This window comes from Rhizobacter sp. (assembly GCF_046595475.1).
In the GTDB taxonomy this organism is placed as follows: domain Bacteria; phylum Pseudomonadota; class Gammaproteobacteria; order Burkholderiales; family Burkholderiaceae_C; genus Rhizobacter.
Genome location: NZ_JBKJOQ010000078.1, coordinates 73914 through 87433, shown reverse-complemented (window position 1 = coordinate 87433; position 13520 = coordinate 73914). Strand labels below are relative to the sequence as shown.

Here is a 13520-nt window from a genome sequence, read left to right as displayed (position 1 = left end):
CTGAGCGGCTGAGCGGCTGAGCGGCTGAGCGGCTGAGCGGCTGAGCGGCTGAGCGGCTGAGCGGCTGAGCGGCTGAGCGGCTGCGAGATTGTCGAGTTCCGTTCGAGTTGAGCGCGCATTCCGTTCGGCCGAGCCGATATTCCGTTCGGGCTGAACCGATGATCCGTTCGGCCTGAGCCGATGTTCCGTTCGGCCTAAGCCGATATTCCGTTCGCCCTGAGCCTGTCGAAGGGGGCGCGGTGCACGGCGCCCCTTCGACAAGCCGAGAGCAAACGAAGCTGGAAATCAAAGCTCTCATCTTTGAGCGCTTCAAGCCACGACCGGCTCTCGCAGCGGCAGCGTGACGACAAACTCACTGCCCAGGTTGGGGCCGGTGCTGCGCGCCACCACCGTGCCGCCATGCGCCAGCACCAGCTCGCGCACCACGGCCAGGCCTATGCCCATGCCGCCGCGCCGCAGCTCCACGGCCCGCGTCTCCTGCACGAACAGGTCGAAAATCGTGGGCAAGGCCGTGGCCGTGATGCCGATGCCGGTGTCTGACACCGTCACCTCGATGGCTGCATCGCTCACCATGGCGTTGAGCGTGATCTCGCCGCCTTCGGGGGTGTAGCGCGAGGCGTTGTCCATCAGGTTGCTGAAGACCTGGATCAGGCGCAGCGCATCGCCCTGCAGCTCGGGCAGGTGCACCGGCAACTGCACGTGCAGCGTCTGCTGGCGCTGGTCTATGGTGGGCCGGCAGGCCTCGACGGCCATGGCGAGCACGCTGCCCATCTCGACGCTGGCGCGCTCCAGGTGAAACTTGCCGGAGCCCCCGCGCGAGGCGTCGAGCAGGTCTTCGACCAAACGGGCCATGCGGCGCACCTGGCGCACGATGATCAGCTGCAAGCGTGTGAGCAGGGGCTCGTTGGCATGGGCACGGCTCAGCAGCTCGGCGGCCGCGCGCAGCGGCGCCAGCGGGTTACGCAACTCGTGGGCCACCATCGCAAGAAAGGTGATCTGGTGGCGGTGGGCTGCGTCTGAGCTGCGCTCCAGGGCTTGCGCGGTCAGAGCCGAGATCACCAGTTGTTCGTTGACTTCGCGCAGGTCGCGCGCCTGTGTTTCACCGCTGGACAACGCCACTTTCTTCACCTGCTGCACAGGGCCGCGGTTCAATGCCGCGCTGTTGTAGAACTCAAAGCCTCCCCGCCCGTAGCGCTTGGACTGGTACATGGCCACGTCGGCCCGGCTCACCAGGGTGGCCGCGTCGTCACCGTCTTCGGGGTACACGCTGATGCCCAGGCTGGCAGACAGGTGCACCGCCTGGTCGCCCAGATCGAAAGGCTCAGCGAGCGCCGCCAGCATCTTGGTGGCGATGGCGCCTGCGTCGCTGGCCTGAGACACCTCGGCCAGCAGCACCAGGAACTCGTCTCCGCTGTGGCGGCTCACGGTGTCAGAGTCGCGCACCACTTGCTCCAGCCTATGGGTGACGATTTGCAGTACCTCGTCGCCTGCAGCATGGCCCAACGTGTCGTTGATTTTCTTGAACTCGTCGAGATCGAGAAAGACAACGGCCAGGCGCGTACCGCGCCGCCGCGCCAGGGCGATGGCCCTCACCAGCCGGTCGTGCATGAGCGCGCGGTTGGGCGTTTTCGTGAGGGGGTCGCGTTGGCTGGTCTGGGCGAGTGCACCCAGGTCGCTGATGGCCGTCAGCGCGGCACTTTCCGCGTTCAGCGCGGCCAGCACCAAGCGCTCATTGGCCTCTACGATCAAGGCAGACCTGTCAGCGTTGGTCTCTTTGCGCACGTCGGCCACACTCTGGCGCAGGCGCTTGAGTTCCTCACGCAGCGCTTCGGCTTGTGCGTTGAGCAAGGCGACGGTGCGCGCCGCTGCCACTGAGGCCCCTTTTGAGAGGCCTTCAGCAGTGGTTTCAGGCATCGCGCACGCCGCTGGGCGACCCGGTCGGTTCTGCACGCCGGGTCGGCCGGCCGCCCAGCAAGCCTTCCTGGTCGGTGAGCATCTTGCCTACCTGGATGCCGTCGTTGTTGATCGTGAACTGGCGCAGCTCGCTGGAGTGCTTGCTGGCACGCACCTTCACCACCGCCATCACCCGCTTGAGCCGGCTGTCGACCTCGATGTAGCGCTGCACCACGATCGCGTCGGTGAGAAAGGCCGTGCCATAGGGGCTGAAGCTGAGCTCGTCGTAGCGGTCTTCCAGCTCTGAGGTCATCAGCAGCGTGGCACCCGTGTGGGCGAGCGCCGTCACCATGCGCGCCAGCGACTCGCGATAGTCTTCCCTGAAGGTGGGCGCCAACGCCAGCTCGAAGCCCGAGAGCGAGTCGATCACCACGCGGGTGGCTTTCAGCCGGTGTACCTCAGCGATCACCAGCATCGCGATCTCGTCGACCGACAAGGCCGCGCTGCGGGTGTCGACCACCCCGACGCGACCGCTTTCGATCAGCTCGGCCATCACTGGCCCACGCGACCGGTTGGGGCGTTGCTCGAAAGCAGCGATCACGCCGGTCTCTCCGCAACGAGCGCCTTCAACCAGAAAGCTGGAGGCCAATATGCTTTTGCCCGAGCCCGAGGGGCCGGCCACCAGCAGTGAGTAGCCGCGGGGCAGCCCCCCGCCCATCATCTCGTCGAGCCCGGCCACACCCAATTTGGCGCGCTGCAGCGGGGCAGAGGCCGCCTCGTTGCCAGCCAATTCGCTCACCGCGAGCGGCGGCGCGTAGACATTCAGCCCAGCGCTGCTGATGCGAAACGTGTGCAGCCCCGCCAAGGTGGGCTGGCCGCGCATCTTCATGATCTCCATCTTGCGCACCATGGAGTTGCGCTGCACGCTTTGGCGCAGCCAGATCACCCCGTCGGCCACCGTGAACACGGGGTTGGGGTCGTTGTCGGTGAAGTACTCGCCGATCAAGAAGGTGGTGGCTTGCCAGCTCGTCATCAGCACGCCCAGGTTCTGGATGAAGTGCTGCAGGCTCGCGAAAGAGCTTCCGTTTTCCTGGCTGGCGAGCACGACCGAGCGGAACGAGTCGACGAACACCAGCCCCGGCCCATGCGCCGCGACCTCGGCCCCGACGCGCAGAAGCACCTTGTCGAGGTCGCCAGAGGCGCTGTCGTCGGCGAGGTTGATGAAGTGGATGGCGCGGTTGAGTTTGTCGAGGTCAAAGAAATCAAACTGCTGCTGGTAGCGCAGCATCTTGAGCGGCGGCTCGCCCAACACGGTGAAGTAGAGCGCGGGCCGCTCGGGCGTGGCCAGCGCAAACATGATCTGGTGCGCCAGCGTGGTCTTGCCGCAGCCGGGCGTGCCGGCGATGACGTTGAAAGAGAACTCGGGTAGGCCACCGCCCAGCACCTCGTCCAACCCTGGCACGCCTGTGGCCAGGCGGTTGATTGTTGCTTTGCCGAAGTTCATGGCGTGATGTCCTGCGCGGCGTCGCCGCTAGATGGGGGGTTCAACACGTGCCGAAGCAGCCGCTCGGTGAGCGGTGCGCCAATCAGCGTGGACAAAAGGTCGCAAAAGGCCAGCAACAAGGCGGCGTTGGCGGTGGCAGCGTCAGCGCCGGTTCGCTGCGCCAGCGCCGCATGCAAGGTCTGGAAGTCGCGCCCCGGTGGGGCAACCTCATGCGCCGCGGCCAGCCACGGGCACTCGTCGCGCTGCAGGTAAAGGCTGCGTTTGAAGAGTGCATCAACGCCACGCTCGCCCACGATGGGTGACAGCGCCGCATCCACGCTGCGCCACACCGCCACAGCGGCGTCTGCCACGCGGGGTGCGTCAGCCCCCGCTTCGACCAAATGCGTGAGCACGGCCTGGATTCCTTGCGCCTCGCTGTGCATGCTGGTTCCAGTGGGTGGCCCGCCAGGGTTGGGTCACCCTTGCCAGGCGAATGCCCGGCGTATCTACGGAATCTATCGCGAGGCCGGTCAGCAAACGGTGCGGTAGCGCACATAGCGAGCGCAGTGCCTCTGAAGCCCTGCCAGTCACCTTTGGCGCGGCTCAGCGCGCGGCGAGCATCAGGTCGAGGTTTTGCACCGCCGCGCCAGAGGCGCCCTTGCCGAGGTTGTCGAACACCGCGCTCAGCAACACCTGGCCTTGCGCCGGGTGAGCGTTGACGGCCAAGCGCAGGCGGTTGCTGCCGTTGAGCGCCTGCGGGTCCAGGTGATTGAGCGCAGCAGCTTGCGCAAGAGACAGCACCTCGACCTCAGGCGCCGCCGCAAAGTGCTGCGCCAGGCAGGCCTGCACGCGGGCAGCATCCACACCCGCTGGCAAGAGCCGCAGGTGCAAGGGAACCATCAGCACGATGCCCTGGCGGAACGCGCCATAGGCCGGCACAAAAATTGGCCGCGCCGACAGGCCGGCATGCTGCTGAATCTCGGGCACGTGCTTGTGGTCCAGGCCAAGGCCATAGACCTGAAAGGGTGGCGCCGCCGCAGCGCCCTGCCCTTCATGCGCCTCGACCCCGGCACGCCCACGACCCGAGTAGCCCGACACCGCGTGCACCGTCACCGGGTGATCGGGGGGCAGCAGGCCCGCCTCAACCAAGGGGCGCAGCAAGGCGACCGCGCCAGTGGGGTAGCAGCCGGGGTTGGAGACACGCCGCGCTGCAGCAATGCGCGCGGCCTGGCCGGCGGTCATCTCGGGGAAACCGTAAACCCACTGCGGGTCGGTGCGGTGGGCCGAGCTGGCGTCGATCAGGCGCACGGCGGGGTTGCTGACCATGGCCGCGGCTTCTCGCGCCGCTGCATCGGGCAGGCACAAGATGGCCATGTCGCAGCTGTTGAGCGCTTCGGCGCGCCAGCGCGCGTGCTTGCGACGCTCGTCGGGCAGGGTCAGCAGCGTGATGTCGGTGCGCCCCTGCAGCCGCGCATGGATCTGCAGGCCAGTGGTGCCTTGGTCGCCGTCGATGAACAGGGTGGTTTTCATGAGCCGATCTTGGGCCACCGGCTACGATAGTAAAAGTTGCTTTTGCAGAAGCTGCACATCAGCATTTCTGAACTACGCCTTTTTGACAAGCCATGCGTGAACTCAACCTCGATCGCCTGCGCACCCTGGTGGCCATAGCCGACCTGGGCTCGTTTGCCGCCGCCGCACGGGCGCTGCATCTGTCGCCGCCCACGGTGAGCCTGCACGTGTCTGAGCTCGAAGCGCGCCTGGGCGCCCCGCTGCTCTTGCGCCAGCGTGGCCAAGTGGCGCCCACGGGCGCGGGCGCGGCGCTGATCGAGCGCGCCCGCCGCCTGCTGGCCGACGCTGACGCGGCGCTCGACGATGTGCGCCGCCAGGTCGAGGGCCAAACCGGGCGCGTGCGGCTCGGCGCCTCCACCGGTGTGCTCGCCCACCTGCTGCCGCAGGCGCTCGAAGTGTTGAGCCAGGAACACGCCGGCATCAACGTGCAGGTGGCCGTGCTCACCTCGCAAGAAACGATGGCCCGCCTGGCCGCGGGCACGCTCGACATAGGCCTGGTGGCCCTGCCCCAGCCGGCCGCTGGCGGGCTAAAGGTGCAGCCCTGGCGGCGCGACCCGGTGATGGCCTTCGTGCCGTCGGCGTGGGCCTCTTCTAAATCACCCAAATCACCCAAGTCAGCCAAGACGGCCAAGACGGCCACACCGGCCTGGCTAGCGCAGCAACCCTTGATCTTGAACGACGCCAGCACGCGGCTCTCGCGCCTCACGGCAGAGTGGTTTGCGGCTGCCGGCGAGCACCCGCGCGCGCGCATCGAGCTCAACTACAACGACGCCATCAAGAGCCTGGTGGCCGCCGGCTACGGCGCGGCCCTGCTGCCGCACGAGGCCAGCGCGTTGCCACCTGACCCGCGCATTGCCATGCTGCCGCTGCGCCCGCGGCTGTGGCGGCCGCTGGGCATTGCCTACCGCGCCCGCGCGGTCGAGGTGGCCACGCAGCACGTGCTCGATGTGCTGTGGCGCTGGCGCCAGGCTTGAGTGCGACACGAGCACGAGCCCACAATGCGGCACACCTTCCGTCGTGTGTTGTGCTTGATTCAGACCCGAGGTTTCCCGCCATGACCCGAGCCGGCTTGTTCCGCTGCGCAGCCTTCGTGACGCTGCTGGGCATCACCACGCAGGCGCTTGCGCACGACACCTGGTTCGAGCGCCTGCCCGCCAAGCCCGGCAGCGACGTGATGCTGGCGCTGGGCACGGGCAACCGCTTTCCGACCTACGACTTCCCCTTGGCCGCCGCGTCTTTGCAGCGCAGTGGCTGCCGCAGTGGCGCCACCCCGGTGCCGCTGCGCGCCGTGCGCGAGACGCCCAAGGGCTTGCTGCTGCGTACCCAGCCCTCACCGCCCGGCGCAGCGCTCAGCTGTTGGGCGCAGCAGCAGCCCTTCGAAGTGGAGATCACACCCGAGATCGTGCAGGTCTACTTTCGAGAGATTCAGCCGCCACAAGCCGTGCGCGATGCGTGGGCCGAGATGCAGGCGCGAGGCGTGAAGTGGAAAGAGCGCTTCACCAAGCACGCGCGCATCGAGCTGCGAGGCACACGCGCGCAACCCCTCAACAGCCCGGCCACTGCCACGCCCACCGACATGGGCATGGACGCCTTGCTGGAGAGCGGGCTGGGCACCCTTCACCCCAACGACGCGCTGGTGTTCCAGGTGCTGCGCGACGGCACCCCGCTGCCCGACTTCTCGGTACAGCTGCGCAGCGACCTCGGCCCCATCGGTTTCTGGAAGAAGACCGATGCGCAAGGCCGCGTGAGCTTTACCCCGCCGCTGGCCGGCCGCTGGGTGCTGCGCGGCACCGACCTGCGCTTGTCCGACACCGTGCCCGACACCTGGGAGAGCCGCTTCGTGACGCTCGCCTTCGAGGTGGTGCCGCCCGACGCTCAACCCCGAGTTCCCTCACGCTGAGGATGCGGCTGGTGCAGTGGCCTGGCTCAGCTTCGCCGGTGCCAAACGGCACCCAGCAGACGCAACACCCGCCCCACTGCGCGCGCCGGCCACGGCACCTCGCGGCGGAAGAAGGCCAGCTTGCGCACATAGGCCGGCACCTCCCAGACCCAGTCGCTCCCCGCGGGGAAGTAGCCGATGCTGCCCGGCACCAACGCGTGCGTGCGGCCAGCCGAGTCGGTGACCTTCACCTCGCCTTCGAGAATCATCACCGTCTCTTCCCACTCGTAGTGCCAGCTGAAGCGGCCGGCGGTGCAGTCCCAGATGTAGGTGGCCGCCCAGCCGTCGACATTGGCCGAGTGGCAGCCGCTGCGGGCCTGCGGGCTGCCTTGCAGCACCGTGCCAGGCTTGATAGGGTCGGCGGCCAGGGGCACGGCCTCGGCAGGGGTGAACACACCGCGGTGTGGATCGCTGGTCATGGGGTGGCTGTGCTGGGTTGGTTGCGCTTGACGGTATCACCGCCCTGAGCCAGCCAGGCCTCGCGTACGCTACGCTGTTGCCGGATCACCCATCCTCAAACCCACAAGCAGGAGACCTCATGACCCAAGCCCGCGCCGTGATCTGCAGAGCCGTGAATGGCCCCATCACCGTCGAAGAGGTCACCGTAAAAGAACCCGGCCACAACGAAGTGATGATCAAGCTGGCGGCCTGCGGCGTGTGCCACAGCGACCTGTCGGCCGTCAACGGCACCATCCAGATGCCGCTGCCGATCGTGCTGGGCCATGAAGGCGCTGGCATCGTGACGGCCGTGGGCGAGGGCGTGCGTGAGTTTGCCGTGGGCGACCCGGTGCTCAGCTCGTTCGTCAGCATGTGCGGGCGTTGCCGCTACTGCACCACGGGCCGCCCCGCGCTGTGCGACCAACCGGCCCGCGCGGCCCTGTTTGCCCCCGGTGCCGAGCCGCGCTTTCGCGATGCGCGTGGCGAGGGGCTGGGTGTGTTCGCGGCCTGCGGCGTGATGGCCGAATACGCCACCCTGTCAGTCGACAGCGTGGTCAAGATCGACAAGCAGATGCCGCTAGACAAGGCCTGCCTGGTGAGCTGTGGCGTGATGACCGGCGTGGGCGCGGCCATCAACACCGCGGGCGTGACGCCGGGCTCGATCGCGGTCGTGTTTGGCTGCGGCGGCGTGGGGCTGAGCGCCATCCAGGGCTGCGTGATCGCCGGCGCGACCATGGTCGTCGCCGTCGACACCTCTGACTACAAGCTGCAGATGGCGAAAGACTTCGGCGCCACGCACACCGTCAACGCCAAGACCGCCGACAACCTGGTCAAGACCATCATCACCCTGACCGGTGGCGGCGCCGACTACGCCATCGAATGCGTGGGCATGGGCGAAGTGGTGGCCCAGGCCTGCGCCGTGCTGGCCAAGGGCGGCACGGCCGTGACAGCAGGTGTGGCGGCCCTGAGCGACACCGCCGCAGTACGCCCACTGCTCATGACGGCGGGCGAGCGCACGCTCAAAGGCAGCTACTTTGGCTCGGCCCGCCCGCGCGAAGACTTTCCCCGCCTCATCAGCCTGTACCGCGCCGGCCGCCTCAAGCTCGACGAGATGATCACCCGCACCTACAGCGTCGATGAAGCGCCGCAAGCCTTCGACGACCTGGCCCAGGGGCGCAACGCGCGTGGCGTGATCCTGTTCGCATGAGCACAAGCCTGAGCAAAAAGATCGCCTTGCGGGCCAGCCTGACGCTGGCGGCACTGCTCGGCGGCTGCGCACTCTGGCGGCCGGCGACGGTGCCGCTGCGCACCATCGCCCAACCGGCGAGTTGCGCCACAGCGCCCGACACCCTGATCGTGCTGCTGCCAGGCTCTTACTCACTGCCCGAAGACTTCATGCGCGAGGGCTTCGTGCAAGCGGTGAGAGAGCGCCATCTCGCGGCCGACCTGCTGCTGGTCGATGCGCACACCGGCTACTACGACAGGCGCAGCATCGTCACGCGCCTGCATGCCGACGTGATGGTGCCGGCACGCGCCAAAGGCTACCGGCACATCTGGCTTGCCGGCATCTCGATCGGGGGTGTGGGCGCCATGCTCTATGCCGACACGCACCCCGACGAGGTCGACGGCGTGGTGCTGCTCGCGCCTTTCCTCGGCTCGCGCCTGATCACCCAAGAGATCCAGATCGCAGGCGGCCTGGGTGCGTGGCAGGCCCCCGCCATTCCGGTCGAGGGCGACATCGACAACATCCTGTGGCGCTGGCTGCAGTCGCAAACCCAGCCCACCGCGCCGGGCCACAAGCTGCCGCTGTTTCTGGGCTACGGCTTGTCCGATCGGTTTGTCCACAACGCCGAGGTGCTGGGCGGCTACCTGCCCGCCTCGCACGTGTTCACCATGCCCGGCGGCCACGACTGGCCGGTGTGGCGGCCGCTGTGGCACCGCGTGGTCGAGGTGCTGCCGATTCGGCACGATGGGAGTTGTGCCTAGCCCACAAGCTCTCGTCGGCTACCCACCATGTGCGCCGATGCCAGATCCCGCCCGGGCGCAGCCCGGCCTGTCCTGAGCGTGTCGAAGCGAGCAACCCCCGCATGACCACAGGATTCCTCTTTGCCTTGGCCGCCGGCCTGATGTGGGGCCTGGTGTTCGTTGGGCCGCTGATGCTGCCGGAATACCCCGCCACGCTGCAGTCGTTCGGGCGCTATCTCGCCTTCGGCCTGATCGCGTTGCCGCTGGGCTGGCTCGACCGCCAGCGCCTGCGCGAGCTCACGCGAGCCGACTGGCTCGAAGCGCTCAAGCTCGCTGCAGTCGGCAACGTCATCTACTACCTGTGTCTCGCAAGCGCCATACAGCGCGCGGGCGGGCCGCTGCCCACCATGATCATCGGCACGCTGCCGGTGGTGATCGCCATCACCGCCAACCTGCGCAGTGGCCGCGGTGGTGCCCGCGGTCGCGGCGAAGCCAAGCTGCCGTGGGCGCGCATGCTGCCGTCGCTTGCGCTCATCGGCGCCGGCATAGCGCTCGTCAACCATGTGGAGATCACCCATCTGCGGCAAGACCAGAGCGCCGATCTAGGACGCTATGCACTGGGCGCCCTGCTCGCCGTGGGCGGGGTGGCCTGCTGGACCTGGTACCCCCTGCGCAACGCCGAGTGGCTGCGCGCCCACCCTGACCGCAACCCGCGCAGCTGGGCCACGGCGCAAGGGCTGGCCACGCTGCCGCTGGCGCTTGTGGGGTACGCGCTCACCTGGGCCTGGCACGCGCTGAGCGGCAACGCCTTTCCCATGCCCTTCGGCCCGCGCGCAGCCGACTTCCTGATGCTGATGTTTGCCATCGGCCTCTTCGCGTCGTGGCTGGGCACGGTGTGCTGGAACGAAGCGAGCCAGCGCCTTGCGCCGTCTATGGCCGGGCAACTGATCGTGTTCGAGACGCTGGCCGCGCTGAGCTATGCCTACCTGTTGCGCAAAGCGTGGCCGCAGATGGAAACGCTGATGGGCATCGGCTTGCTGATCGCCGGCGTGATGTGGGCCTTGCGCACGCAGCCCGAGCCGCTGGCGGCAGAGGGCCATGCTTCATAGCTATGATTTCCCATCTCGGCCCACAACGAAGAGGTTACTCATGGCATTGCTGATCGCAGGCGCTGTACTGGTTGCAATGGGTTTGTTTGCTGGCGGCGTGCTCGTGGCCGCGCCGCTAGGTTGGCTGGCGGAGTCGGCCGACCTCACGCTGTGGCTGCTGTTCCCGCTGCTGAGCATCGCGGGCTTTGCGCTCTTCGTGGTGGGCGCGAAGACGGCGCATATCCGCGGGCTGGCCATGGCCGTATCGGGCTCGCTGCTGGTGCTGGCGGTGCTCTCGGCGGGCGGCCTGCTGCTGCGGGCTGCCTCGCTGGTGCACAGCGAAGGCAGCACGGCGTCACTCTGGTACGTGCTGGTGGTGGCAGGCATTCTGGGCTCGATCGGCGCGGCCTCGCGCAGCAGCACCGTCACCGAACCGGCCTGAATGGCTCAGCGAACTATTGAGATTTCCCATTCGCGAAAGCTCACTTTCCGTTCGCACTGAGCCTGTCGAAGTGCCTGCGACCCACCCGTCAGCGCGCCTCGCCGGGCGCCACAGGGTCAGTGAGCGCTAGAGGAGCCCCCGCAGGTGGCGGCACCTCGACCGGAATGCGCCGCAACTGGGCGTGCGCCAGCGCGCTGTACAAGGGCACGCTGATCCAGCGAGAAATCAGGCTGGCCCCCAGCGCTGCCGCCATCAGGCTGAGCACCATCGCGTGCCCGTCCACCATTTCCATCACGATGATGAAAGCCGTGATGGGCGCTTGCGTGACAGCCGCCAGAAATGCCGCCATGCCCAGCGCGATAAGTGCCGCCGAGCTCGCATCCCAGCCCGTGAGCAAGGCCACGTCGTCGCCGATGCCTGCACCGATGGCCAGCGAAGGCGCAAAGATGCCGCCCGGCACGCCCGACCACACTGCCAACCAGGTGGCCACCAGACGCAGCGTCACGTACAGCAAGGGCATGTCGGTGTGGCCTTCAAGCAGGCGGCGCGTGTAGTCGTAGCCGCTACCGAAAGTGGCGCCATCGCTCACCCACCCCACCAAGGCGATGACCAGTCCACAGCCGACCGCAAAGGCTACCGGCCGCTTCGCACGCCAGAGGCTGAAGCGGTCTTTGCCCCCCACGATCGACGCATACAGCAAACGCGAGAACACGCCCCCCATCAGGCCGCAAAACACCACCACCACCAGCGCCGGCAAAAAGAAACCCGCCGGCAACGCGGTAACGCGGATCACGCCGAAGTAAGTGGCATTGCCGAATGCCGACACCGCGATCAGGCCCGCCAGCACGATGGCCGTGACGATCAGGCCGCTGTTGCGCTGCTCGATCTTTCGGCTGAGCTCTTCGATGGCAAACATGACACCGGCCAAGGGCGCATTGAAAGCCGCGGCAATGCCGGCAGCGCCCCCCGCGATCAACAAGCCGTGCGACGAGATGGTGGCGGCCTTGGGCAACCAGCGCTGCGCGTGCTGCATCACGCCAGCTGCAATTTGCACCGAAGGGCCTTCGCGCCCGATGGCCAGCCCGCCCAGCAGCCCGCCTGTGGTCAGGCCGATCTTGGCCAGGCTCAGGCGCAGTGAAACAAACAGCGGGCGGTGTTGCTCCGCGGTGGCGCTGTCCAGCGCCGCCATCACCTGCGGAATGCCGGACCCCCCCGCCCCCGGCGCAAAGCGCACCGTGAGCCAGACCAGCAGCCCCGTCCACAGCGGCGTCCACACAAAGGGCAGCAGAGGGTGCATGCCGCGCACCCCGTCGAAACCGCGCAATGCGTATCCGGTCAACCAGGTGAAGGCCACCACCGACAGGCCGGCCAGCACCGCATACCCCATCACGACAAAGCGGGCCCACCATTTGCGCCAGTCGGTCAGGTCGCCGCGTATTTCGGCCACCACATCGGGCTGGCGAATATGGCTGTCTTGGTGGTCGCTCATGGGTCAGGTGGCAAATGTGGCTTCGCTGCTGGTCGCACGAGCCTACACCCTGACGATCGGGCCACGCCCCTTGGCGCAAAGGCCCGACGGCCAGCACCCGCTTAGAACGAGTGGCGCAGACCGGCTTCTATGCCTTGAGACTTCTGGCCGCTGGCCAATGCCGGCGTGGTGGAGCCGACCTGAAAAGTCTGCGCGCCCTTGTTGGCAATGCGCGAGTACGTGCCGTACAGCGCGGTGCGCTTCGACAGGTTGTACACATAGCCCACGGCGATCAGGCTGGCGTCGTCGGCATCGGCCGTGCGCGTGGCGGTGGTGCCGCCAGACAAATCGGCGCGGCCGAACGAAGCGCGAATGACACCCGGGCCCACTGGTGCGGTGGCGCCCAGCACGATCAGGTTTTCTTTCAGGCCCAGAAACTTGATCTGGGTGAACGAGCCCAGCAGGCGCACCACGCCGAGGTCATAGGCCACGCCGAGCGAGCCGAGCTTGTACTTGTCAGCCGCGCCATTGGCATCGGTGGTGCCGTAAGAGCCCGACACGTTCAGCGGGCCGGCGGCATAGCCCACGCGGCCACCCACGTACTTGTTGCCGACCGTGCCTTCGCCTGGGGCGGCGGCCAGGGTGCCATACACGCCACCGATGTTCTTGGGCAAGATGTACTGCACTTCGTTGTCAGCACGGCTGTTGGTGTTGACGGTGCCGGTGAGCTTGGACTGCAGGTTGGAGAACTTGCCCACGCCGCTGTCGCCGAAGGCGTCGAAGTCGGAGATGCCGGTGTAGGTGGGCGCGTAGTCGCGGCCCAGGCGGATCTCACCGAAGCTGCCTTCGAGGCCGACGGTGCTGCGGCGGTGCCAGAACTTGCCGCTGGAGTTGAGGGTGCCGTCGTCGACATTGAGCGCGGCTTCGAGCCAGAAGCCGGCCTTGAGGCCGCCGCCCAGGTCTTCAACGCCGCGAAAACCGAGGCGGCTGCTGTTCAGGCCATCGGTGCCGAGCTGCTTGACCTTGGTGCCGTTGTTGTCGATCTGACGCACATTGGCGTCGAGCACGCCGAAGATGGTGACGGTGGATTGGGCTTGTGCCGCGCCGGCAAAGCCAGCGAGCAGCGAGAGAGCGAGCAGTGTCTTGTTCATGGAAGATAGTCCAACAGTTTGAAAGCGTGGCAAAGCGCCACCAGCGTCTTTTTTGAAGACCCGCGAATTCGATCAAACGAAGCC

General features: G+C 67.3%; 13 protein-coding genes. 6 read left to right on the top strand and 7 right to left on the bottom strand.

Going from position 1 to position 13520, the window contains the following annotated elements:
• Positions 1-309: 309 nt before the first annotated feature.
• The 4 genes from AC30QB_RS13740 to argC form a co-directional block, all read right to left on the bottom strand.
• The gene (locus tag AC30QB_RS13740; protein WP_489546787.1) at positions 310-1914 is read right to left on the bottom strand and encodes a diguanylate cyclase domain-containing protein; all 1605 of its coding nucleotides are present in this window, start codon (positions 1912-1914) and stop codon (positions 310-312) included.
• Complete coding sequence (locus AC30QB_RS13735) at positions 1907-3397, bottom strand: ATPase domain-containing protein (protein WP_489546786.1); 1491 nt, start codon at positions 3395-3397, stop codon at positions 1907-1909. The genes AC30QB_RS13740 and AC30QB_RS13735 overlap by 8 nt, the downstream gene beginning before the upstream one ends.
• Entirely contained in the window at positions 3394-3819 is a 426-nt protein-coding gene (locus AC30QB_RS13730) for a hypothetical protein (RefSeq protein WP_489546785.1), read from the bottom strand. The genes AC30QB_RS13735 and AC30QB_RS13730 overlap by 4 nt, the downstream gene beginning before the upstream one ends.
• Before the next feature lie 160 nt (positions 3820-3979).
• Positions 3980-4906, bottom strand: a complete 927-nt coding sequence (gene argC, locus AC30QB_RS13725; protein WP_489546784.1) for an N-acetyl-gamma-glutamyl-phosphate reductase — start codon at positions 4904-4906, stop codon at positions 3980-3982.
• 92 nt (positions 4907-4998) lie between these two features.
• Here argC and AC30QB_RS13720 point away from each other — a divergent pair, with 92 nt between their 5' ends.
• Together AC30QB_RS13720 and AC30QB_RS13715 are read left to right on the top strand one after the other, a co-directional pair.
• A complete protein-coding gene (locus tag AC30QB_RS13720) occupies positions 4999-5919 on the top strand; it encodes a LysR family transcriptional regulator (RefSeq protein ID WP_489546783.1) in 921 nt (306 codons plus the stop codon).
• Positions 5920-5999: 80 nt separating this feature from the next.
• Entirely contained in the window at positions 6000-6845 is an 846-nt protein-coding gene (locus AC30QB_RS13715; RefSeq protein WP_489546782.1) for a DUF4198 domain-containing protein, read from the top strand.
• A gap of 26 nt (positions 6846-6871) precedes the next feature.
• Here the strand turns inward: AC30QB_RS13715 and AC30QB_RS13710 are convergent, their stop codons facing one another.
• Positions 6872-7303, bottom strand: a complete 432-nt coding sequence (locus AC30QB_RS13710) for a cupin domain-containing protein (protein ID WP_489546781.1) — start codon at positions 7301-7303, stop codon at positions 6872-6874.
• Between the two features lie 119 nt (positions 7304-7422).
• On the opposite strand from AC30QB_RS13710, the gene AC30QB_RS13705 reads away from it, so the two are divergent.
• From AC30QB_RS13705 to AC30QB_RS13690, 4 genes are all read left to right on the top strand, one after another.
• Positions 7423-8529 (top strand): zinc-binding dehydrogenase, encoded by a 1107-nt coding sequence (locus tag AC30QB_RS13705; protein WP_489546780.1) that lies wholly within the window; start codon positions 7423-7425, stop codon positions 8527-8529.
• Positions 8526-9308 (top strand): serine aminopeptidase domain-containing protein, encoded by a 783-nt coding sequence (locus AC30QB_RS13700; protein ID WP_489546779.1) that lies wholly within the window; start codon positions 8526-8528, stop codon positions 9306-9308. The genes AC30QB_RS13705 and AC30QB_RS13700 overlap by 4 nt, the downstream gene beginning before the upstream one ends.
• Before the next feature lie 101 nt (positions 9309-9409).
• Complete coding sequence (locus tag AC30QB_RS13695) at positions 9410-10396, top strand: DMT family transporter (protein WP_489546778.1); 987 nt, start codon at positions 9410-9412, stop codon at positions 10394-10396.
• 40 nt (positions 10397-10436) lie between these two features.
• Positions 10437-10817: a hypothetical protein gene (locus AC30QB_RS13690; RefSeq protein ID WP_489546777.1), complete on the top strand. Its 381-nt coding sequence runs from the start codon at positions 10437-10439 to the stop codon at positions 10815-10817.
• An 88-nt stretch (positions 10818-10905) separates the two neighbouring features.
• Here the strand turns inward: AC30QB_RS13690 and AC30QB_RS13685 are convergent, their stop codons facing one another.
• Together AC30QB_RS13685 and AC30QB_RS13680 are read right to left on the bottom strand one after the other, a co-directional pair.
• Complete coding sequence (locus AC30QB_RS13685; protein WP_489546776.1) at positions 10906-12306, bottom strand: chloride channel protein; 1401 nt, start codon at positions 12304-12306, stop codon at positions 10906-10908.
• A 101-nt stretch (positions 12307-12407) separates the two neighbouring features.
• Positions 12408-13436 (bottom strand): porin, encoded by a 1029-nt coding sequence (locus tag AC30QB_RS13680; RefSeq protein ID WP_489546775.1) that lies wholly within the window; start codon positions 13434-13436, stop codon positions 12408-12410.
• Positions 13437-13520: the final 84 nt, after the last annotated feature.